The sequence below is a fragment of the Buttiauxella agrestis ATCC 33320 genome (assembly GCF_000735355.1).
Lineage (GTDB): Bacteria > Pseudomonadota > Gammaproteobacteria > Enterobacterales > Enterobacteriaceae > Buttiauxella > Buttiauxella agrestis.
The window spans coordinates 34,763-54,936 of record NZ_JMPI01000001.1 but is presented as its reverse complement, the minus strand read 5'-3'; the positions used below and the strand labels follow the sequence as shown (position 1 = coordinate 54,936).

Here is a 20,174-nt window from a genome sequence, read left to right as displayed (position 1 = left end):
TATGTCACTCGCGAAAGCCTCAGTGTGGACCGCAGGGTCCACGCTGGTAAAAATTGCTGCTGGTTTGCTGGTGGTGAAACTGCTGGCCGTGGCATACGGCCCAAGTGGTGTTGGGCAGGCTGGAAACTTCCGCCAGATGGTCATCGTTTTAGGTGTGCTTGCCGGGGCGGGGATCTTCAATGGCGTGACGAAATATGTCGCGCAGTACCACGACCAACCCGAGCAGCTGCGCAAAGTTATCGGTACGTCATCAGCCATGGTGTTGGGCTTCTCGACGCTTTTAGCCATTATTTTTGTGGTGGCGGCAAAGCCCATTAGCCTTGGATTATTCGGGCATGAAAACTACCAGGGATTAGTGCGTCTGGTTGCGCTCGTGCAAATGGGTATTGCCTGGGCGAACTTGTCGCTGGCCATCATGAAAGGGTTTCGTGATGCGGCGGGTAATGCGCTGGCACTGATTGGCGGCAGTCTGATTGGCGTATTGGCCTATTACATTTGCTACCGCCTGGGCGGTTATCAGGGGGCGCTGTTGGGACTGGCGTTGGTGCCTGCGCTGGTACTGATTCCTGCTGGTATTATGTTGGTTCGCCGCGAACACGTACCGCTCGGTTATCTCAAACCGCAGTGGGATAAAGTCTATGCCAGCAGTCTTGGCAAGTTCACCATCATGGCGTTGATCACCTCGGTAACGTTGCCGGTGGCATACGTGATGATGCGAAATCTGCTTGCCGCGCATTACAGCTGGGATGATGTCGGAATCTGGCAAGGTGTTAGCAGTATTTCGGATGCGTATCTGCAATTCATTACCGCTTCGTTTAGCGTGTATTTGCTGCCAACGCTTTCCCGCCTGACCAGCAAACATGACATCAGCCGCGAGATTCTTCGCTCACTGAAATTTGTGCTGCCCGCTGTAGCTCTGGCGAGTTTTACCGTCTGGCTATTGCGTGATTTCGCCATCTGGCTGCTTTTCTCGCATAAGTTTATTGCGATGCGCGATCTTTTCGCCTGGCAACTGGTGGGTGACGTACTGAAAGTGGGCTCCTACGTATTTGGTTATCTGGTGATAGCCAAAGCCTCGCTTCGCTTCTATATTTTGACTGAAATCAGCCAGTTTGCATTATTGACCGGTTTTTCGCATTGGCTTATACCTGCGCATGGTGCGCTCGGCGCGGCGCAGGCATATATGGCAACGTATATCATTTACTTCACGCTCTGTTGCAGCGTTTTTCTTATTTATCGTAGACGAGCATGACGACACTGATTCACGTTTTGGGATCGGATATCCCGCATCATAATCAAACGGTACTGCGTTTCTTTAATGACGCACTGGCTACCGCGAATCCGCACGCCCGCCAGTTTATGGTGGTGTCACAGGACGACTCGCTGCTGTCGGCTTTTCCGACGCTTGCTGTCATGCTTTATCCAACCAAAAAAGCGCTGGCACAGGCCGTCACTAAAAAGGCCCGTGCCAATCGGAAACAACGCTTTTTCTTCCATGGTCAATTTAATAGTGCGTTGTGGATTGCCCTGCTGACGGGTGGTTTGAAACCCGCTCAGATGAACTGGCACATTTGGGGCGCCGATGTTTATGAAGCCTCCAGTAGCCTCAAGTTTCGGCTGTTTTACTTGCTGCGTCGCATCGCGCAGGGCCGAGTAGGACGCGTGTTTGCAACCCGTGGTGACCTGAATTATTTTCGTGAACGCCACCCGCGCGTGCCGGGGGAACTGATTTATTTCCCGACGCGTATGGACCCATCGCTCAACATGCTTGCCAACAGTGAACCTAAAACAGGCAAAATGACGGTGCTGGTCGGCAATTCGGGCGACCTGAGCAACCAACATATTGCCGCACTGAAAGCTGTTCACGATCAGTTTGGCGATACGGTTCGCGTGGTCGTGCCAATGGGTTATCCGGCCAACAATAATACTTATATCAATGAAGTGCGGCAGGCTGGGCGAGCGTTTTTCAGCGAAGAAAATCTGCAAATTTTGACCGAAAAAATGGAATTTGATGATTACCTGGCGATGTTGCGTCAGTGTGACCTCGGCTATTTCATTTTCGAACGCCAACAAGGAATCGGCACCCTTTGTCTGCTGATTCAGGCGGGGATACCCTGCGTGTTGAGCCGCAAAAACCCTTTCTGGCAGGATATGACGGAGCAGCACATTCCGGTGCTATTCGCCGGCGACCCGCTTGATGAGCCGATTGTGCGCGAAGCGCAGCGTCAGCTACGCTTACTGGATAAACAGCAAATTGCCTTCTTTAACCCTAATTACATTGATGGGTGGATTCGGGCGCTGGACATTGCATCAGGAGAAACCGCATGAGTTTGCTGCAATTTGGCGGTTTGTTTGTGGTCTGGTTTGTCTCGGTAATGTTCATTGGCATTTTAACGTACCAGGAATTCCGCCGGGTACGTTTTAATTTCAATGTCTTCTTCTCGCTATTGTATTTGCTGACGTTTTTCTTCGGCTTTCCGTTTACCTGCACATTAGTCTTCCGCTTTGGGGTGTCAGTCGTTCCAGCAGACGTTCTATTGCAAGCGCAGCTAGCAGCCGCGTGCTTTTATGGCATCTATTATGTTGCCTACAAAACACGCTTGCGGGAGAAACGAAGCAACGCGGTTCGGCAGCCTGTGTTTACGATGAATCGCGTTGAAACGCATTTGACGTGGGTGATGCTGGCCGTAGTGGCATTGGTGAGCGTCGGCATCTTCTTTATGCATAACGGTTTCTTGCTGTTTAAACTGCATTCGTACAGCCAGATATTCTCCAGCGAAGTCTCAGGCGTTGCGTTAAAACGCTTCTTCTACTTCTTTATTCCCGCGATGTTGGTGGTCTATTTTCTCAAGCAGGATGGCCGTTCCTGGATGTTTTTCCTGGTCAGCACCGTCGCGTTTGGTTTGTTGACTTATATGATTGTCGGCGGGACTCGCGCCAATATTATCATCGCGTTCGCCATCTTCTTGTTCATCGGTATTATTCGCGGCTGGATTTCGTTGTGGATGCTGGCGGCAGCGGGGATATTCGGCATTGTCGGCATGTTCTGGTTGGCGCTAAAGCGCTACGGTATGGACGTGAGCGGCGACGAAGCGTTTTATACCTTCTTGTATCTGACGCGCGATACTTTCTCGCCGTGGGAAAATCTCGCGTTACTGCTGCAAAATTACGACAAAATTGAGTTCCAGGGCCTGGCACCGATTGTCCGTGATTTCTATGTCTTTATCCCCACCTGGTTATGGCCGAGTCGTCCGGGCATCGTGCTGAATAGCGCGAACTACTTTACCTGGGAAATCCTCAACAACCATTCAGGGCTGGCGATTTCACCGACGTTAATTGGATCGCTGGTGGTTATGGGCGGCGTGTGGTTTATCCCGCTGGGTGCCGTTGTGGTGGGTCTGATTATCAAATGGTTTGATTGGTTGTATGAACTGGGCAACCGGGAAACCAACAAGTATAAAGCTGCCATTTTGCATAGCTTCTGTTTCGGGGCCATCTTTAACATGATTGTGCTGGCGAGAGAGGGGCTTGATTCCTTTGTTTCCCGCGTGGTGTTTTTCATTGTGATTTTTGGTGCCTGCCTGTTGCTGGCAAAACTCCTTTACTGGTTATTTGATAGTGCGGGATTAGTTCATCAACGGCTACGTCGTTCGCCACGCGTGATGTCTGACTCCCAAAATGCATCACAAGGAATATCATGAACGAGCTAACTACCGCTCCGTCTTATGCGATTCGCGGCCTGGAGCTTTTGGGCTGGCGCGATATGCAACATGCTTTGGATTATCTCTACGCAGGTGGCTCGCTGCGTAGTGGGACGCTGGTGGCGATTAACGCTGAGAAAATCCTTGCTGCTGAACGTGAGCAAGAAGTGCGAACGTTAATCGAGAATGCAGAATACAAATACGCAGATGGCATCAGTGTTGTGCGCTCGATTCGTAAAAAGTTTCCGGGGGCCGTGGTGTCGCGTGTACCAGGAGCCGATCTCTGGGAAGCATTGATGCAGCGTGCCGGGCGGGAGGGGACACCTGTGTTTCTGATTGGCGGCAAACCGGAAATACTGGCGCAAACTGAAGTAAAGCTGCGTGGGCAGTGGCAGGTCAATATTGTCGGTAGTCAGGATGGCTACTTTAAACCCGAACAACAAGCCGCTTTATTCGAGCGTATTCGCGACAGCGGTGCGGCGATAATCACGGTCGCGATGGGATCGCCACGCCAGGAAATCTTCATGCGCGATTGCCGCAAGGTTTATCCTGATGCTTTGTATATGGGCGTGGGTGGCACCTACGATGTTTTCACCGGCCATGTGAAACGTGCGCCAAAGGTCTGGCAAAACCTGGGTCTGGAGTGGTTATATCGATTATTGTCGCAACCGAGCCGCATTACGCGTCAAATTAAGTTGCTGCGATATCTGGGCTGGCATTACACAGGACGGCTGTAAGCGGCAGTGTTTGTAGAGATAAAGCGAGTTTAGCGGGTGTTTTTGGCTGTATAATCATCAGAATGTGCAAAGCGTAACCAAATGCGCATTTTATTGAAATAAGCACTAGACAGGTGGGCATGAAGGCCGTAATATCCGACCCCGCAACGGCGCTATGCGCCCGTAGCTCAGCTGGATAGAGCGCTGCCCTCCGGAGGCAGAGGTCTCAGGTTCGAATCCTGTCGGGCGCACCATTATTTGAATGGCGCTGGAGCTGCGGCGGCTCAACTTTCTTAGAAAGAAGACCGCGCGAAAAGATTTACAGTGGTGGCTATAGCTCAGTTGGTAGAGCCCTGGATTGTGATTCCAGTTGTCGTGGGTTCGAGTCCCATTAGCCACCCCATTAATTTAGTGATATTGCGAAGGTGGCGGAATTGGTAGACGCGCTAGCTTCAGGTGTTAGTGTTCTTACGGACGTGAGGGTTCAAGTCCCTCTCTTCGCACCATCTCTAAGTTAAGCAATAAGAAGTGAAGCAGTATTTCGGCGAGTAGCGCAGCTTGGTAGCGCAACTGGTTTGGGACCAGTGGGTCGGAGGTTCGAATCCTCTCTCGCCGACCAAATTCAAGAAAACCCAATCGAAAGATTGGGTTTTTTTACGTCTGTAGTTTAAAGAGGATAAGAATCTCCGAAGGAGGTTTGAGCCGAGCGAAGCGAGACAACGTTGCTTTAGCAACGGCCCGCAGGGGAATAATCCTCTCTCGCCGACCAAATTCAAGAAAGCCCAACCGAAAGGTTGGGCTTTTTTACGTCTGTAGTTTACCGTTTCGTAGGTCGTATCAGCGCAGCGTCATCCGACACCCTTGCGAAAACAGTCCATCTCAATCCCAGTCTCTTATTTGCGACATTCCTGCTTTTGTTGTCGCCGTTTGGTGACTCATAACTCATTGATATAAATAACTAGTTTTGATTGCCTGTTTATCTGTCTCTAAATGGAGACATTTATGCTATCCAACCAGGGTCCTTAAACAGCCAGCGCTGCGCCAACAATGAATCGCATAACATACTGATCAAAAAGAAATTACATTGTCATATTAATTTCGAATACAAACCTGGCATGCATCATGCAATAATATATGTGTAGATGCTCATTCCACTTCTTATGTTTGCTTAGGCTTCATAAACCCAGGAATGACGCAGAGCCGATTACGGTGCTTATCGTCCACCGACAGATGTCGTCTTTCAGACCTCATCCAACACCATGGACACAACGTTGAGTGAAGCACCACTTAGTTGTCATACAGACCTGTTTTAACACCTGCCTATTGGCAGGTGTTTTTTTTTGCATACGGAGAGGGAATTCGAGAAAGGAAAAGGGCGAAGAGATCGCCCTTGGGTGTTACGAACCCGTGTTGTTTTGCAGAGTGAGCAGCAGACCGTCACGGCGCATCAGAGCCGCTTCTTCCGGGTTATGCAGCTTATCCAGGCAATCAGCCAGCCATGCGTAATCAAAAGCGTCTGGGCGCTGTTTAATTGCCTCACGGAAAGCCTCGGATGCCTGCTGCCATTCACCGTGTTTCATCAGCAACTGGCCGAGCGTGCTGTATAACAACGGACGATCGCCCTGCGTTTTGATCTGCTGGCGCAGAGCTTTCTCAAGCTGCTCCGGATTGCCAGATTTCAGGCGCGGCATCAGTAATATCAGACGTTCGTCATAATGGCGCTTCAGGCCATCAAGAATGATTTCCTGCGCGGCGTCATGATCGTCACATTCAATAAGATGCTCTGCCATCGCGACTTGCAGCACGGTTTCGTGGCGAGTCTTACGGCTTTGATTCTTCCACCAGGTTTTCAGACCATCGTTGCCTTGCTCCGCCATTGCCTGATCCATCAAGCCAATCCAGGCTTGCTGTTGCAATGCGAGGCGATGAGTTTCGTCACCAATCTGTACTTTGTCCATCGCTGGCAAAATATCGAGTAACGAACCCCACGCACCGGTGCGGACATATGCCATTTCTGCAAGACGCAGAACCTCAGGATGGCGCGGAGAAATCTCCAGCAGCTTATCGACACCATGACGCGCGGCATGATTTTCATTGCGGGCTAACTGCAAACGAACACGGGTAATCTCGACCGGTAATTGATCGTTATCTGCCAGTTCGGAAGCTCGTTCAAGATGCTGATTGGCACGAATTTCATCCCCGCGTTGCTGTGCAGCTTCGGCCGCCATAAGGTAGTTCACCACAGGTTGCTCGGCATGATCGGCATTTTTCAGCATCAGCTTTTCAACTTGTTGGTGATCACCTTCAGCCAGTTTCAGCAATGCAGCTTTTGTTTGCTTACGTGCGCGACTGCTCTTGCGCCCAACAAACCAACCACGAGTACGAGCACCGGTGCGGAATACGCGGCGCAGCACCCATTCAATGGCGAAGAGCACTACCATGGTCAGGATCAGAATGATCACCAGACCCGTGACGCTGGTTTCGACGTTGTAGTTGTCAGTCTGAATCAGAACGTAACCCTGGTGCCCGGCTAACATTGGCCCAAGTACGATCCCGGCGATCAGCAGCAGAAAGAGTAATAAGACTTTAATCATGCTTATTCTCCTTGAGCGGGTGCGGGAGCCTGTTCAGGCGCGGGTTCTGCTGGAGCACTGGCATTTGCAGCGGGTTGAGCGAGCAAATTACGCACCCGAGTCTGCATCAGCTTTTCCAGCAGCGGCTGGCTTTCCAGAGTTTGCGGGACATCCATATTGATGGTTTGCTGGCTGAGCGAGTCCAGATCATCAAGGAAAGATTTTGTCACGCTGTCGCTGGTGTCGTAATAAGCACGCACCCAGGTCGAAACATTTTCCAGCGATTGCTTGTAGGTTTCTTCCTGATGACGTGGCACTGCTTGCGCTGCAACCAGCAAGCGCGAACGGATGTTCTCACGCAGATAAACATCCTGGTTCGGAGCCAAAAGCGGAACGGCGGTTTCATCGCGGCGACGAATAGTAATGAAGCTATCCATAAAGTTGTGCCAGCTTTTGGTCAGATTTTGACGCCATTCAGTCACGGTAGAAGAAAGTTCACTACCATCGGAATCCATCGGCGTATCGTCGGTATCGTTATCCGCCAGACGCAGGTTATCAACTTGATTAGAAAGCTGATTGAGCTTGAGAATTATCCCGTCGTAATCAACCTGAGTAATCGCAGACAGCGTTGATATGTCGTCTGTTAGCGCACGACGAACGGGAAGCAGGCTTGGGTCATTCATATCTGCCAGGCTGGCATCGGCACTTTTCAATAATGCGGCGGCGGTCGTGACGTCCTGATCGCTCCACAGTTTGCGCCCTGCCAATTTCACCAGGAAGTCGGATTGTGCCAGCAGCCATGTTTTCGCATCGCTGCCAGAAATAGTAGCGACTTTTTGCTGTACTTCATTCAGTTCACGCGCCAGATTTGCCTGTTGGCGATTCGACTCTTCAAGCGCAGTGGCCTGCTGCTTGATGGTGGCTTCCAGAGCTGATTGCTGCTGCTCTTGCTGCTTTTGGATCGCGGTCAGTTGCGTTGCCAGAGCATCGCTGGTGGTGTTTTGTGCCGCCACCTCATGCTTACCGTAGCTGTACAGACCTGCACCCAGCGCCAGAGCAATTGCAATGGCGATAGCGCCCAGCGCAATGCCTGCAATACCACTACGATTTTTTTGTGGTGGTTGTTCTGGAAGCGGTTTGTTTTCTACCGCAGGTGTGGTCTCTTCAACCATGGCGGAGGTGTTCTGTTGTTCCGTCATTGTGGCATCCCATATTATTTACCCTTCATGCTTCAAGCCGCCTTCCTGGAACTCGAATTATTTTGGGTCAAGGTTTATTGTAATGCGCGAAGCAGCGCATCATTGTCAGCGTTATCGGCGACCCGAATATCTTGCCAGCCCAATTCCTGGGCAAGGCCTGCCAGACGCTCACTGACGACGATAAGCCGGCAGTGGAGTAACCAATTTGTTCGATACCATTCGGGAATGAGTGCATAAAGTTGTTGTAGCATTTCACCGCTCGTTACGACCAGCGTTGAAACCCCACGTTCGCGCCAGCGAAAGGCTTCTTCCGTTCCATCATAAATCCTGGCATTTCTTTGGTAGCATTCGCAGAAAATGACCTCTGCGCCGCGTTCTGCCAGCGTTTCGCCCAACAGTTCACGACCACCATTCCCACGCAAAATGAGCGCCCGTTTCCCGGCAACATTTTGTAATTCAGGTAATTGTAGCAACACTTCCGTCGTTTCTCTGTCTTGCGGATAACGAACCGGTAAATGGCTAACAGTGTGAAAAGCTAACGCAGTTGTACGTCCAATAGCAAACCAGGCAAGACTTGCAGGCCATGACATAGCGTTCTGCTTTAATTGCGGATGAGCAAAATGTATAACGTGCTGCGATAAAAGGAATACCAGGTCACCTTCGGAAAGGCTCGCCAACATGGACGGCAATTTATCCAACTGCCGCCCCGGGGAAAACTCGATGAGAGGGAAGCTATACGCCACCTGCCCCAGTGCGCGCAGTCTGCTCACTAATTCATCCCCTGCGGGGGAAGGGCGGGTGACCAGTATCGTCATGCCGGAGCATCTCCGTCATAAACGGCGGCAAGAATTTCGCGCGCGCCTTTATCGAGAAGCTCTTCTGCCAGCGAAACGCCCATGACTTCGGCGTCTTCTGGCTTACCGCGGCGTTCACCACGTACCAGAATCGAGCCGTCAGGTGCGCCCACTAATGCCCGCAGCCATAGCTCACCGTCTTTCAATTCTGCATAACTGCCAATCGGCACCTGGCACCCACCTTCAAGGCGCATATTCATGGCGCGTTCAGCACGGACGCGAGTTGCAGTCTCTTCATGGTTAAGTGAAGCGAGCAGTGCTTGAGCGTGCTCATCATCAAGACGGCATTCAATCCCCACCGCGCCCTGGCCTACAGCGGGCAGAGACACTTCCGCTGGTAATGCGTAACGGATACGTGATTGCAGACCAAGACGGTTCAGCCCGGCTACTGCCAGAATAATCGCGTCATAATCACCGTTGTCGAGCTTACCCAGACGGGTGCCAACGTTGCCGCGCAATGAACGAATCACCAGATCCGGGCGGCGTTCGGCAATCTGACACTGGCGGCGTAGGCTTGAAGTACCCACGATGCTGCCTGCGGGTAAATCATCCAGACTGGCGAAATTATTCGAGACAAAGGCGTCGCGAGGATCGTCGCGTTCGCAAATGGTCACTAAACCTAAGCCTTCAGGAAATTCGACCGGCACATCTTTCATTGAATGCACGGCAATATCTGCCCGGCCTTCAAGCAGTGCGAGTTCCAACTCTTTGACAAACAATCCCTTACCGCCTACTTTTGCCAGCGGTGTATCAAGAATGATATCGCCACGCGTAACCATAGGCACCAGTTCAACCGTGAGCTGGGGATGGCACGCTTCGAGGCGTTGTTTGACATATTGTGCTTGCCAAAGTGCTAATGGGCTTTGGCGAGTGGCAATTCTTAATACATTGTCTAACATTGCTTGTTACCGTAATTATCGTCCCTGACCATCCTACCACTCTTCAAGGAAGGCTGTCAGTTTCAACGGGTTTGCGGAAAAGAGGGACATATTTCGTATTATGGAAGATAAAGCGGGTAGACGGTAAGGAACTTGGCGAGTAGCGCATCTTTCTTTACGGTCAACCAGCAAGGTGTTAAATTGATCACGTTTCCAGCAATTCTTTGCCTTGTCGTTTATAATAGAGGCAATAACCGGGAAACGGGTTTTTTCGTAATACTGAAACCATCAGGCGATATGTCTTGTACCTCTATATTGAGACTCTTAAACAGAGACTGGATGCCATTAACCAACTGCGTGTAGATCGCGCACTTGCTGCCATGGGGCCTGCTTTCCAACAGGTCTACAGTCTTCTGCCAACATTGTTACATTATCATCACCCGCTGATGCCAGGTTACCTTGAGGGTAACGTTCCACATGGCATATGCATCTACACGCCTGATGAAACCCAACGTCACTACCTCAACGAACTCGAATTGATGCGCGGCATGCCGCCGCAGACAACAGAATCGGGTGAATTGCCTATCACTGGCCTTTATTCAATGGGCAGTACCTCGTCCGTTGGGCAGAGCTGTTCATCCGATCTGGATATTTGGGTTTGTCACCAGTCATGGCTCGATAACGACGAGCGCCAGTTGCTGCAACGTAAATGTAGCGTGCTGGAAAGCTGGGCCGCTTCGCTAGGTGTTGAGGTCAGCTTCTTCCTGATTGATGAAAACCGCTTCCGCCACAACGAAAGCGGCAGTCTGGGCGGCGAAGACTGTGGTTCTACCCAACACATCTTGTTGCTCGATGAATTCTACCGCACCGCAGTACGCCTGGCGGGTAAACGTATTCTGTGGAGTATGGTGCCTGGCGACGAAGAGGATCATTACGATGATTACGTGATGAGCCTCTACTCGCAGGGCGTGCTCACGCCAAACGAATGGCTGGATCTCGGTGGTTTAAGCACGCTGTCGGCGGAAGAGTACTTTGGAGCCAGCCTGTGGCAGCTCTATAAAAGTATCGATTCACCTTATAAAGCGGTGCTGAAAACGCTGCTGCTGGAAGCCTATTCCTGGGAATACCCGAATACTCGTTTACTGGCAAAAGACATTAAGCAGCGCTTGCATGATGGCGAGATAGTCTCCTTTGGGCTTGATCCGTACTGCATGATGCTGGAGCGTGTGACCCATTACCTCACGCAAATCGAAGACACTGCGCGCCTGGATTTAGTGCGTCGTTGTTTCTATCTGAAAGTGTGCGAAAAACTGTCTCGCGAGCGTGCCTGTGTAGGCTGGCGTCGTGAAGTTTTAAGCCAACTGGTCAAAGACTGGGGCTGGGACGAACCGCGTCTGGCGATGCTCGATAACCGCGCTAACTGGAAAATCGACCAGGTTCGCGATGCGCACAACGAACTTCTGGATGCGATGATGCAAAGCTATCGCAACCTGATTCGTTTCGCTCGTCGTAACAACCTCAGCGTCAGTGCAAGCCCGCAAGATATCGGTGTATTGACCCGTAAACTGTACGCAGCGTTTGAAGCGCTACCGGGTAAAGTCACGCTGGTTAACCCGCAGATTTCTCCTGATTTGTCAGAACCGAACCTGACCTTTATCCATGTTCCGCCGGGTCGTGCTAACCGTTCAGGTTGGTATCTCTACAACCGTGCGCCAAACATGGATTCGATCATCAGCCATCAACCGCTGGAATATAACCGTTATCTTAATAAGCTGGTGGCATGGGCCTACTTCAACGGCCTGCTGACCTCGCGCACCCGCCTGTTTATTAAGGGCAACGGCATTTGTGATTTGCCAAAATTGCAGGAAATGGTGGCTGACGTTTCGCACCACTTCCCGCTGCGTTTGCCTGCGCCAACCGCCAAAGCGTTGTATAGCCCGTGCGAAATTCGCCATCTGGCGATTATCGTTAACCTCGAATACGACCCGACGGCGGCATTCCGCAATCAGGTGGTTCATTTCGATTTCCGTAAGCTGGATGTGTTCAGTTTCGGGCAGCAACAACAGTGCCTGGTGGGAAGCGTTGACCTGCTTTACCGCAACTCCTGGAATGAAGTGCGTACCCTGCACTTCAACGGCGAACAGTCGATGATTGAGGCGCTGAAAACCATTCTGGGCAAAATGCACCAGGATGCCGCGCCACCGGATAGCGTTGAAGTGTTCTGCTATAGCCAGCATCTGCGTGGGCTTATCCGCACCCGCGTTCAGCAATTGGTTTCTGAATGTATCGACTTCCGTTTATCGAGCACACGTCAGGAGCCGGGCCGCTTTAAAGCGCTGCGTATTTCTGGCCAAACGTGGGGGCTGTTCTTTGAACGCCTGAGCGTATCGGTGCAAAAACTGGAGAATGCGGTCGAGTTCTACGGCGCGATTTCCCATAACAAACTGCATGGCTTGTCGGTGCAGGTTGAAACTAACCAGCAGGTTCAGTTGCCGCCGGTGGTAGATGGTTTTGCCAGTGAAGGGATCATTCAGTTCTTCTTTGAAGAATCGAATGAGGACCAGGGATTTAATATCTATATTCTGGATGAGACTAACCGGGCAGAGGTTTATCACCACTGTGAAGGAAGCAAAGAAGATTTAGTGCGCGACGTCAGCCGCTTCTACTCGTCTTCACACGACCGCTTTACCTATGGCTCAAGCTTTATCAATTTCAACTTGCCACAGTTCTATCAAATTGTGAAAGTAGATGGGCGCTCACAGGTGATTCCATTCCGCACCCAGGCCATTACAGCAGCGACGCCGGCTAATCATGACGATAGCTCAACCCCGCTGCTTCAGCAGTACAGCAATAGCTAGTTAAAGCTAACTGGCTCTCCAGCTTGCTGTGTGCAGGCTTCTTCCAGCAACTGCCAAAACTCTGCGCCGCTGCGGTCGCAAATCCACTTATCGTCTTTCAGATTAAAATGGTAACCCCCACTTTTGGTGGCAAGCCACACCTGATGTAAAGGCTCCTGGCGGTTGATAATAATCTTGCTGCGATTCTCAAAACTTAGCGTCAACACGCCACCATTGATTTCGCAGTCGATATCACTGTCACCATCCCAGTCATCCAGGCGTTCTTCGATTGTTGACCACAGGCCGTCGGCCAGGCGATGAAATTCACTGTCGTTCATATGTTTTTCTCAGTTGTTCGTCTTTACGGCAGTATAAAAGCAACGCCCGCCAATAGAAAAGAGTATTGCTTTTCAGGGATCACCTGCGATGATAGAAGACAGAATATTGGATTACAGGCATCTCAATAATGAAGAAAATTTTCTGCCCACTGGCACTCTTGCTGGCACTTTCCAGTCTTTCTGGCTGCGGTCTTAAAGGGCCTCTGTATTTTCCGCCCGCTGATGGCAAAACCAAGCCTACGAGCCAGGTAACACCGGATAAACAAACACAATCTACCGCGCCGGAACGTAACGACCGTGGGACTGATAACGCACCGACTCAGGTTATCTACTAGAAAACATTTAAAAAGTAGCCGCGTATATGGAGCAGAAGATGCAGTTCTCAAAGATGCATGGCCTTGGCAATGACTTTATGGTCGTCGACGCGGTGACTCAAAACGTCTATTTCTCCCCTGAGTTGATTCGTCGCCTGGCAGACCGGCATTTAGGTGTGGGTTTCGATCAGCTGCTGGTGGTTGAACCGCCATACGATCCCGACCTCGATTTCCATTACCGCATTTTCAATGCCGACGGCAGCGAAGTCTCACAATGTGGCAACGGCGCACGCTGTTTCGCTCGTTTTGTGCGCCTGAAAGGGCTGACCAACAAACGCGATATTCGTGTCAGCACCGCCAATGGCCGCATGGTTCTGAGCGTGACGGAAGATGAACTGGTGCGTGTGAATATGGGCGAGCCGAATTTCGAGCCATCCGCCGTGCCGTTCCGCGCCAACAAAGCGGAAAAGACCTATATTATGCGTGCCGCCGAACAGACCATTATGTGCGGCGTCGTGTCGATGGGTAATCCGCACTGCGTTATTCAGGTTGACGAAGTGACGACCGCCGCCGTAGAGACTCTGGGGCCGGTGATGGAAAACCACGAACGCTTTCCTGAGCGGGCGAACATCGGCTTTATGCAAGTCGTGACCAGAGAACATATCCGCCTGCGTGTTTATGAACGTGGTGCCGGAGAAACACAAGCTTGTGGCAGTGGCGCTTGCGGCGCAGTCGCCGTGGGCATTTTGCAAGGAATACTTGCGGAACAGGTTCGCGTGGAGCTGCCTGGTGGCCGTCTTGATATCGCCTGGAAAGGGCCGGGAACCCCGTTGTTTATGACCGGCCCGGCGGCCCACGTCTATGATGGATTTATACATCTATGAAGAATGCCGAGGAACAGCAAGAAGCCGTACTGGAACTGGATGACCGCATGGTGGCGGAATATCTGCTGCGTCATCCCGATTTCTTTATTCGTAACGCCCAGCATGTAGAACAGATGCAAGTGCCGCATCCGGTACGCGGCACGGTTTCGTTGGTTGAATGGCATATGGCGCGTAGCCGTAACCACATCAATTTTCTTGAAGAAAACATGACCTTGCTGATGGAGCAGGCGAGTGCCAATGAAGGTTTGTTCTACCGCTTACTGAAGCTGCAAGGCCGTCTGGCTTCTGCCACCAGCTTGCAGGACATGCTGAACCGCTTGCATCGTTGGGCGCGCGAAATGGGTCTGGCGGGCGCGAATGTGCGTCTTTTTGCAGACCGTTGGCGGATTGGTGCTCCTTCTGATTTCACCCATCTGGCATTGAATCGCCAGGCTTTTGAGCCGCTGCGTATTCAACGTCTGGGCGACAGGCAGCATTATCTTGGGTCATTAAATGGCCCTGAATTACTGGTCGTTTTGCCTCAGGCGAAAGCGATTGGCTCGGTGGCGCTTTCTCTGATGGGCAGCGATGCGGATTTAGGCGTACTGGTATTCAGTAGCCGTGATCCCCAGCATTACCAGGAAGGGCAAGGTACACAATTACTGCATGAACTGGCGCTAATGTTGCCAGATTTGCTGGAGCGTTGGGTCGAGCGAGTATGACCGACTCCCAGCTGCAAACCGCTGTTGAGGGTTTTCTGCGTTACCTGAAAGTGGAGCGCCAGTTAAGCCCGCTTACTCTGCTCAATTATGGCCGCCAGCTTACCGCGATAATCGGCCTGGCAAGCGAGATGAAACTAAGTACCTGGCAACAGTGCGATGCTGCCGCGGTTCGTTCAATCACGGTTCGCAGCCGCAAAGCGGGGCTTGGGCCATCAAGCCTGGCGTTACGCCTTTCTGCATTACGCAGCTTTTTCGACTGGTGTGTTAGCCAGGGTCAACTCAAAGCCAATCCCGCAAAAGGGATTTCCACGCCGAAAGCGGGTCGCCACCTACCAAAAAATATCGACGTCGATGACGTGAGCCGCCTGCTGGATATCGACATTAACGATCCGCTCGCGGTACGCGACCGTGCGATGCTTGAAGTGATGTACGGCGCGGGGTTGCGTCTCTCCGAACTGGTGAATATGGACTGTCGCCACATCGATCTGGCGACGGGTGAAGTGTGGGTGATGGGGAAAGGCAGCAAAGAGCGTCGGGTGCCGGTGGGGAAATCTGCGGTCACCTGGATTGAGCACTGGCTGGATCTGCGTGAGCTTTTTGGCCCGGACGACGATGCGTTATTTCTCTCAAAACTGGGGAAACGCATCTCGGCACGCAACGTTCAAAAACGCTTTAGCGAGTGGGGGATAAAACAGGGGCTAAACAGCCATGTGCATCCACATAAACTGCGCCATTCATTTGCCACGCATATGCTGGAATCGAGCGGGGATCTGCGCGGCGTGCAGGAATTATTAGGCCACGCCAACCTTTCTACTACGCAAATCTATACCCATCTCGACTTCCAACACTTAGCCTCGGTGTATGATGCAGCCCATCCACGCGCTAAACGAGGGAAATCGTAATGCACTTTTACCGCCCACTTGGGCCTATCGCCGCGCTCACTTTTGATCTCGACGACACGCTGTACGACAACCGCGAAGTGATTACGCGTACCGAACGTGAATCAATGAGCTTCGTGCAAAATTACCATCCGAAGCTTAACCACCTGCAACGTCAAGATTTTCTGCATATTCGGCATGCGCTGCGCCTCGCAGAACCGGATATTTACCACGATGTGACCGAATGGCGTCGCCGTGCCGTTGAACAAGCGATGCTGGATGCGGGTTTGTCAGCAGATGAAGCAGCCGCTGGCGCACTGGCTTGTATGGCGAATTTCGCCCACTGGCGCAGCCAAATCGACGTGCCGCAAGAAACGCACGACACATTAGCAAAGCTTGGTGAGAAATGGCCGCTGGTGGCGATTACCAACGGTAACGCCGAGCCGCACCTTTTCGGCCTCGATAAGTACTTCAAGTTTGTACTGCGCGCCGGCCCTCACGGTCGCTCTAAGCCATTCAACGACATGTATCACCTGGCGGCTGAAAAGCTCGATGTGCCGCTCGGCCACATTCTGCATGTGGGTGATGACCTGACGACAGACGTCGCCGGAGCCGTTCGCTGTGGGATGCAGGCATGCTGGATAAACCTGCGTGATGGCGATCTGATGCAGATTAATGACAGCCGTTTATTGCCACATCTGGAAATTTCGCAGTTGGCATCCCTCACCGCGCTGATATAATCTGATTAATTCTGTATAAAACCACAGTATATTTTTATCTCCTCAACGGCGGTGCCAATGGACGTTTCTTACCTGCTCGACAGCCTCAATGACAAACAGCGCGAAGCCGTCGCAGCCACGCGTAGCAACATGCTGGTGCTGGCAGGGGCGGGTAGTGGTAAGACGCGCGTATTAGTGCACCGCATTGCGTGGTTGATTAGCGTGGAAAACTGCTCGCCGTATTCTATTATGGCGGTGACGTTTACCAACAAAGCGGCGGCGGAAATGCGCCACCGTATCGGCCAGTTGATGGGAACCAGCCAGGGCGGTATGTGGGTGGGCACTTTCCATGGCCTTGCACATCGCTTGCTGCGTGCGCACCACATGGACGCTAACCTGCCGCAGGATTTCCAGATTCTGGACAGCGAAGATCAGCTGCGCTTGTTAAAACGCCTGATTAAAGCCATGAATCTCGATGATAAACAGTGGCCGGCACGCCAGGCCATGTGGTTTATCAACGGCAAAAAAGACGAGGGTTTACGTCCGCATCACATTGAAAGCTATGGCAACCCGGTCGAGCAAACCTGGCAGAAAGTGTATCAGGCCTACCAGGAAGCCTGTGACCGCGCAGGCCTGTTGGACTTTGCCGAGCTATTGCTGCGTGCGCATGAGTTGTGGCTGAACAAACCCCATATTCTTAACCACTACCGCGAACGCTTTACCAACATTCTGGTGGACGAATTCCAGGATACCAACAGCATTCAGTACGCGTGGATTCGCATGCTGGCGGGCGATACTGGCAAAGTGATGATCGTGGGTGACGATGATCAGTCAATCTACGGGTGGCGCGGCGCGCAAGTTGAGAACATCCAACGCTTCCTGACCGATTTCCCCGGCGCACAAACCATTCGCCTTGAGCAAAACTACCGTTCCACCAACAACATTTTGAATGCCGCCAACGCCCTTATTGCGAACAACTCGGGTCGCTTAGGCAAAGAGCTGTGGACGGATGGCAGCGACGGCGAGCCTATCTCACTTTATTGCGCATTCAACGAATTAGATGAGGCGCGTTTTGTGGTTAACCGCATCAAAACGTGGCAGGAAGCAGGCGGAGCGCTCGAGCAGTGCGCGATTCTGTACCGTAGCAACGCCCAATCGCGTGTGCTGGAAGAAGCATTGTTGCAGGTCAGCATGCCATATCGCATTTATGGCGGCATGCGCTTCTTCGAACGTCAGGAAATCAAAGATGCACTCTCGTATCTGCGCCTGATTGCCAACCGCAATGACGATGCGGCGTTTGAGCGCGTGGTTAACACGCCAACGCGTGGCATCGGCGATCGTACATTAGACGTAGTGCGTCAGACCTCCCGCGATAAACAACTCACATTGTGGCAAGCCTGCCGTTTGCTGCTGCAAGAAAAAGCGCTGGCGGGACGTGCGGCCTCTGCGCTGCAACGATTTATGGAACTTATCGACGCACTGGCACATGAAACTATCGATATGCCGCTGCACGTACAAACCGACCGGGTTATCAAGGACTCGGGCTTAATGATTATGTATGAGCAGGAAAAGGGCGAGAAAGGCCAGACGCGTATCGAAAACTTAGAAGAACTGGTCACGGCAACGCGCCAGTTCAGCTATCAGGATGAAGACGAAGACCTGATGCCGCTGCAAGCATTCTTGTCTCACGCGGCACTTGAAGCCGGTGAAGGGCAAGCCGATACCTGGCAAGACGCAGTGCAACTGATGACGCTGCACTCGGCGAAAGGGCTGGAGTTCCCGCAAGTATTCATCGTCGGTATGGAAGAGGGCATGTTCCCAAGCCAGATGTCGCTGGATGAAGGCGGACGCCTGGAGGAAGAACGCCGCCTGGCTTACGTTGGCGTGACGCGAGCGATGCAAAAACTCACGATTACCTATGCCGAAACCCGTCGTCTATACGGCAAAGAGGTGTACCACCGTCCTTCTCGTTTCATTGGCGAGTTGCCTGAAAACTGTGTGGAAGAAGTTCGCCTACGTGCCAGTATCAGCCGCCCGGTTAGCCATCAACGTATGGGAACACCGATTTCCGAAAACGACACTGGCTACAAACTTGGGCAGCGTGTCCGTCATGCAAAATTTGGTGAAGGCACCATCGTTAACCTGGAAGGGAGCGGCGAACATAGCCGGGTTCAGGTGGCATTCCCAGGACAAGGAATTAAGTGGTTAGTTGCCGCTTATGCACATCTTGAAACCGTGTAAGTCAGCGGAATAACTCATAGTTTTTTACGCTTTTGCTACCCTTTAAACACCGAGGGTATTTATTCGCAAGCGGTGTCCCGTTGCGTGTTGACGCCATATTTGTGGTGGCGTAACATGCGCGCACGATTACGCTAAGAGGACACTCGCCTTGGACACACCCAGTAAATACTGGCTCAATTACCTGTCATCCAGGTACAACCACTAAGGCTATCCTCGAATGCTGATAGCCTTAGTGGTTGTCGGCGACCCCATATCTCGTATATCCCGTCGCAATGAGTCAGACTTTTTAATGGTCTGAAACCTATATTGTTTCTGTCTGTGTGCCAACCGAACTGTCCCTGATATTTTTTTGCATTGGGAGTACCGGTCATGCTGAGCGCATTTCAACTGGAAAACAATCGTCTGTCCCGTCTTGAATTAGATGAGGCCGATAACCTGAGCAATTCTGTTTGGGTTGATTTGGTCGAGCCTGAAGAGAGCGAGCGTCAGCGCGTGCAAACGGAACTTGGTCAAAGCCTGGCAACCCGCCCGGAACTGGAAGACATCGAAGCATCCGCGCGTTTCTTTGAAGACGAAGACGGTTTGCACATCCACTCATTTTTCTTTTATGAAGATGCAGACGATCACGCGGGCAACAGCACCGTGGCATTCACCATTCGTGAAGGCCGCCTGTTTACGCTGCGTGAGCGTGAACTACCTGCATTTCGCCTCTATCGTATGCGCGCTCGTAGCCAGAATATGGTTGACGGCAACGCCTATGAATTACTGCTCGATCTGTTTGAAACCAAAATCGAACAGCTGGCAGATGAAATCGAAAACATTTATAGCGACCTCGAAAAACTCAGTCGTGTAATCATGGAAGGGCACCAGGGCGATGAATATGACGCCGCGCTTTCTACGCTTGCTGAGCTTGAAGATATCGGCTGGAAAGTCCGTTTGTGTCTGATGGATACCCAACGCGCGCTCAACTTCCTGGTGCGTAAAGCACGTTTGCCGAGCGGTCAGCTTGAGCAGGCGCGTGAGATCCTGCGCGATATCGAATCCCTGTTGCCACACAACGAATCGCTGTTCCAGAAGGTGAACTTCCTGATGCAGGCGGCGATGGGCTTTATCAACATCGAGCAGAACCGCATCATCAAGATCTTCTCGGTGGTATCGGTCGTATTCCTGCCACCGACGCTTGTTGCATCCAGCTACGGGATGAACTTTGAGTTTATGCCCGAGTTGAAACTGAGCTTCGGTTATCCGGCGGCGATTATCGTCATGATCCTCGCAGGCCTCGCGCCGTATCTCTACTTCAAGCGTAAAAACTGGTTGTGAGATGAAAATGAGAAGGGAGCC

Annotated in this window: 18 protein-coding genes, 4 tRNA genes and 1 other RNA gene; 18 read left to right on the top strand and 5 right to left on the bottom strand. The window is 51.9% G+C overall.

Going from position 1 to position 20,174, the window contains the following annotated elements; translation table 11 throughout:
* Position 1: 1 nt before the first annotated feature.
* The 9 genes from wzxE to GBAG_RS21895 all read left to right on the top strand — a co-directional run bounded on the left by wzxE (position 2) and on the right by GBAG_RS21895 (position 5,186).
* Positions 2–1,252, top strand: coding sequence for a lipid III flippase WzxE (gene wzxE, locus GBAG_RS00275; RefSeq protein ID WP_034492218.1), 1,251 nt, complete (start codon positions 2–4; stop codon positions 1,250–1,252).
* The gene (locus GBAG_RS00270) at positions 1,249–2,328 is read left to right on the top strand and encodes a TDP-N-acetylfucosamine:lipid II N-acetylfucosaminyltransferase (protein WP_034492216.1); all 1,080 of its coding nucleotides are present in this window, start codon (positions 1,249–1,251) and stop codon (positions 2,326–2,328) included. Before wzxE ends, GBAG_RS00270 begins: the two co-directional genes overlap by 4 nt.
* Positions 2,325–3,701, top strand: coding sequence for an ECA oligosaccharide polymerase (gene wzyE, locus GBAG_RS00265; protein WP_034492214.1), 1,377 nt, complete (start codon positions 2,325–2,327; stop codon positions 3,699–3,701). Before GBAG_RS00270 ends, wzyE begins: the two co-directional genes overlap by 4 nt.
* A complete protein-coding gene (gene wecG / locus GBAG_RS00260) occupies positions 3,698–4,438 on the top strand; it encodes a lipopolysaccharide N-acetylmannosaminouronosyltransferase (RefSeq protein WP_034492212.1) in 741 nt (246 codons plus the stop codon). Before wzyE ends, wecG begins: the two co-directional genes overlap by 4 nt.
* A gap of 156 nt (positions 4,439–4,594) precedes the next feature.
* A tRNA-Arg gene (locus GBAG_RS00255) sits at positions 4,595–4,671 on the top strand.
* 73 nt (positions 4,672–4,744) lie between these two features.
* Positions 4,745–4,820: transfer RNA gene (locus tag GBAG_RS00250), tRNA-His, on the top strand.
* A 16-nt stretch (positions 4,821–4,836) separates the two neighbouring features.
* Positions 4,837–4,923: transfer RNA gene (locus tag GBAG_RS00245), tRNA-Leu, on the top strand.
* Between the two features lie 36 nt (positions 4,924–4,959).
* Positions 4,960–5,036 (top strand) — tRNA-Pro (locus GBAG_RS00240).
* Between the two features lie 36 nt (positions 5,037–5,072).
* A non-coding RNA gene (locus GBAG_RS21895) (RtT sRNA) lies at positions 5,073–5,186 on the top strand.
* A 628-nt stretch (positions 5,187–5,814) separates the two neighbouring features.
* Here GBAG_RS21895 and hemY read toward each other — a convergent pair.
* From hemY to hemC, 4 genes are all read right to left on the bottom strand, one after another.
* Positions 5,815–7,011 (bottom strand): protoheme IX biogenesis protein HemY, encoded by a 1,197-nt coding sequence (hemY, locus tag GBAG_RS00235; RefSeq protein WP_034492210.1) that lies wholly within the window; start codon positions 7,009–7,011, stop codon positions 5,815–5,817.
* 2 nt (positions 7,012–7,013) lie between these two features.
* Positions 7,014–8,189, bottom strand: coding sequence for a uroporphyrinogen-III C-methyltransferase (hemX, locus tag GBAG_RS00230; RefSeq protein ID WP_034492207.1), 1,176 nt, complete (start codon positions 8,187–8,189; stop codon positions 7,014–7,016).
* A 74-nt stretch (positions 8,190–8,263) separates the two neighbouring features.
* Positions 8,264–9,004, bottom strand: coding sequence for a uroporphyrinogen-III synthase (gene hemD, locus GBAG_RS00225; protein WP_034492205.1), 741 nt, complete (start codon positions 9,002–9,004; stop codon positions 8,264–8,266).
* On the bottom strand, positions 9,001–9,942 hold the full coding sequence (gene hemC, locus GBAG_RS00220) for a hydroxymethylbilane synthase (protein ID WP_034492202.1): 942 nt from the start codon (positions 9,940–9,942) through the stop codon (positions 9,001–9,003). The genes hemD and hemC overlap by 4 nt, the downstream gene beginning before the upstream one ends.
* Before the next feature lie 281 nt (positions 9,943–10,223).
* On the opposite strand from hemC, the gene cyaA reads away from it, so the two are divergent.
* On the top strand, positions 10,224–12,779 hold the full coding sequence (gene cyaA / locus GBAG_RS00215) for a class I adenylate cyclase (protein ID WP_034492199.1): 2,556 nt from the start codon (positions 10,224–10,226) through the stop codon (positions 12,777–12,779).
* Here the strand turns inward: cyaA and cyaY are convergent.
* Positions 12,776–13,096 (bottom strand): iron donor protein CyaY, encoded by a 321-nt coding sequence (gene cyaY, locus GBAG_RS00210; protein WP_034492197.1) that lies wholly within the window; start codon positions 13,094–13,096, stop codon positions 12,776–12,778. The genes cyaA and cyaY overlap by 4 nt on opposite strands.
* A gap of 128 nt (positions 13,097–13,224) precedes the next feature.
* Between cyaY and lptM the strand changes: the two genes are divergently transcribed.
* The 8 genes from lptM (at position 13,225) to corA (ending at position 20,153) form a co-directional block, all read left to right on the top strand.
* Entirely contained in the window at positions 13,225–13,431 is a 207-nt protein-coding gene (gene lptM, locus GBAG_RS00205; protein WP_034492195.1) for an LPS translocon maturation chaperone LptM, read from the top strand.
* A 38-nt stretch (positions 13,432–13,469) separates the two neighbouring features.
* Entirely contained in the window at positions 13,470–14,294 is an 825-nt protein-coding gene (dapF, locus tag GBAG_RS00200; RefSeq protein WP_034492193.1) for a diaminopimelate epimerase, read from the top strand.
* The gene (locus tag GBAG_RS00195; RefSeq protein WP_034492189.1) at positions 14,291–14,995 is read left to right on the top strand and encodes a DUF484 domain-containing protein; all 705 of its coding nucleotides are present in this window, start codon (positions 14,291–14,293) and stop codon (positions 14,993–14,995) included. Before dapF ends, GBAG_RS00195 begins: the two co-directional genes overlap by 4 nt.
* Complete coding sequence (xerC, locus tag GBAG_RS00190) at positions 14,992–15,897, top strand: tyrosine recombinase XerC (RefSeq protein WP_034492186.1); 906 nt, start codon at positions 14,992–14,994, stop codon at positions 15,895–15,897. Before GBAG_RS00195 ends, xerC begins: the two co-directional genes overlap by 4 nt.
* Complete coding sequence (gene yigB, locus GBAG_RS00185; protein ID WP_034492184.1) at positions 15,897–16,613, top strand: 5-amino-6-(5-phospho-D-ribitylamino)uracil phosphatase YigB; 717 nt, start codon at positions 15,897–15,899, stop codon at positions 16,611–16,613. The genes xerC and yigB overlap by 1 nt, the downstream gene beginning before the upstream one ends.
* 57 nt (positions 16,614–16,670) lie before the next feature.
* On the top strand, positions 16,671–18,833 hold the full coding sequence (gene uvrD, locus GBAG_RS00180) for a DNA helicase II (protein ID WP_034492182.1): 2,163 nt from the start codon (positions 16,671–16,673) through the stop codon (positions 18,831–18,833).
* Between the two features lie 148 nt (positions 18,834–18,981).
* Positions 18,982–19,038: a YsgD/CorL family protein gene (gene ysgD / locus GBAG_RS23210; protein WP_425591286.1), complete on the top strand. Its 57-nt coding sequence runs from the start codon at positions 18,982–18,984 to the stop codon at positions 19,036–19,038.
* 164 nt (positions 19,039–19,202) lie between these two features.
* On the top strand, positions 19,203–20,153 hold the full coding sequence (gene corA, locus GBAG_RS00175; RefSeq protein ID WP_034492179.1) for a magnesium/cobalt transporter CorA: 951 nt from the start codon (positions 19,203–19,205) through the stop codon (positions 20,151–20,153).
* Positions 20,154–20,174 lie beyond the last annotated feature (21 nt).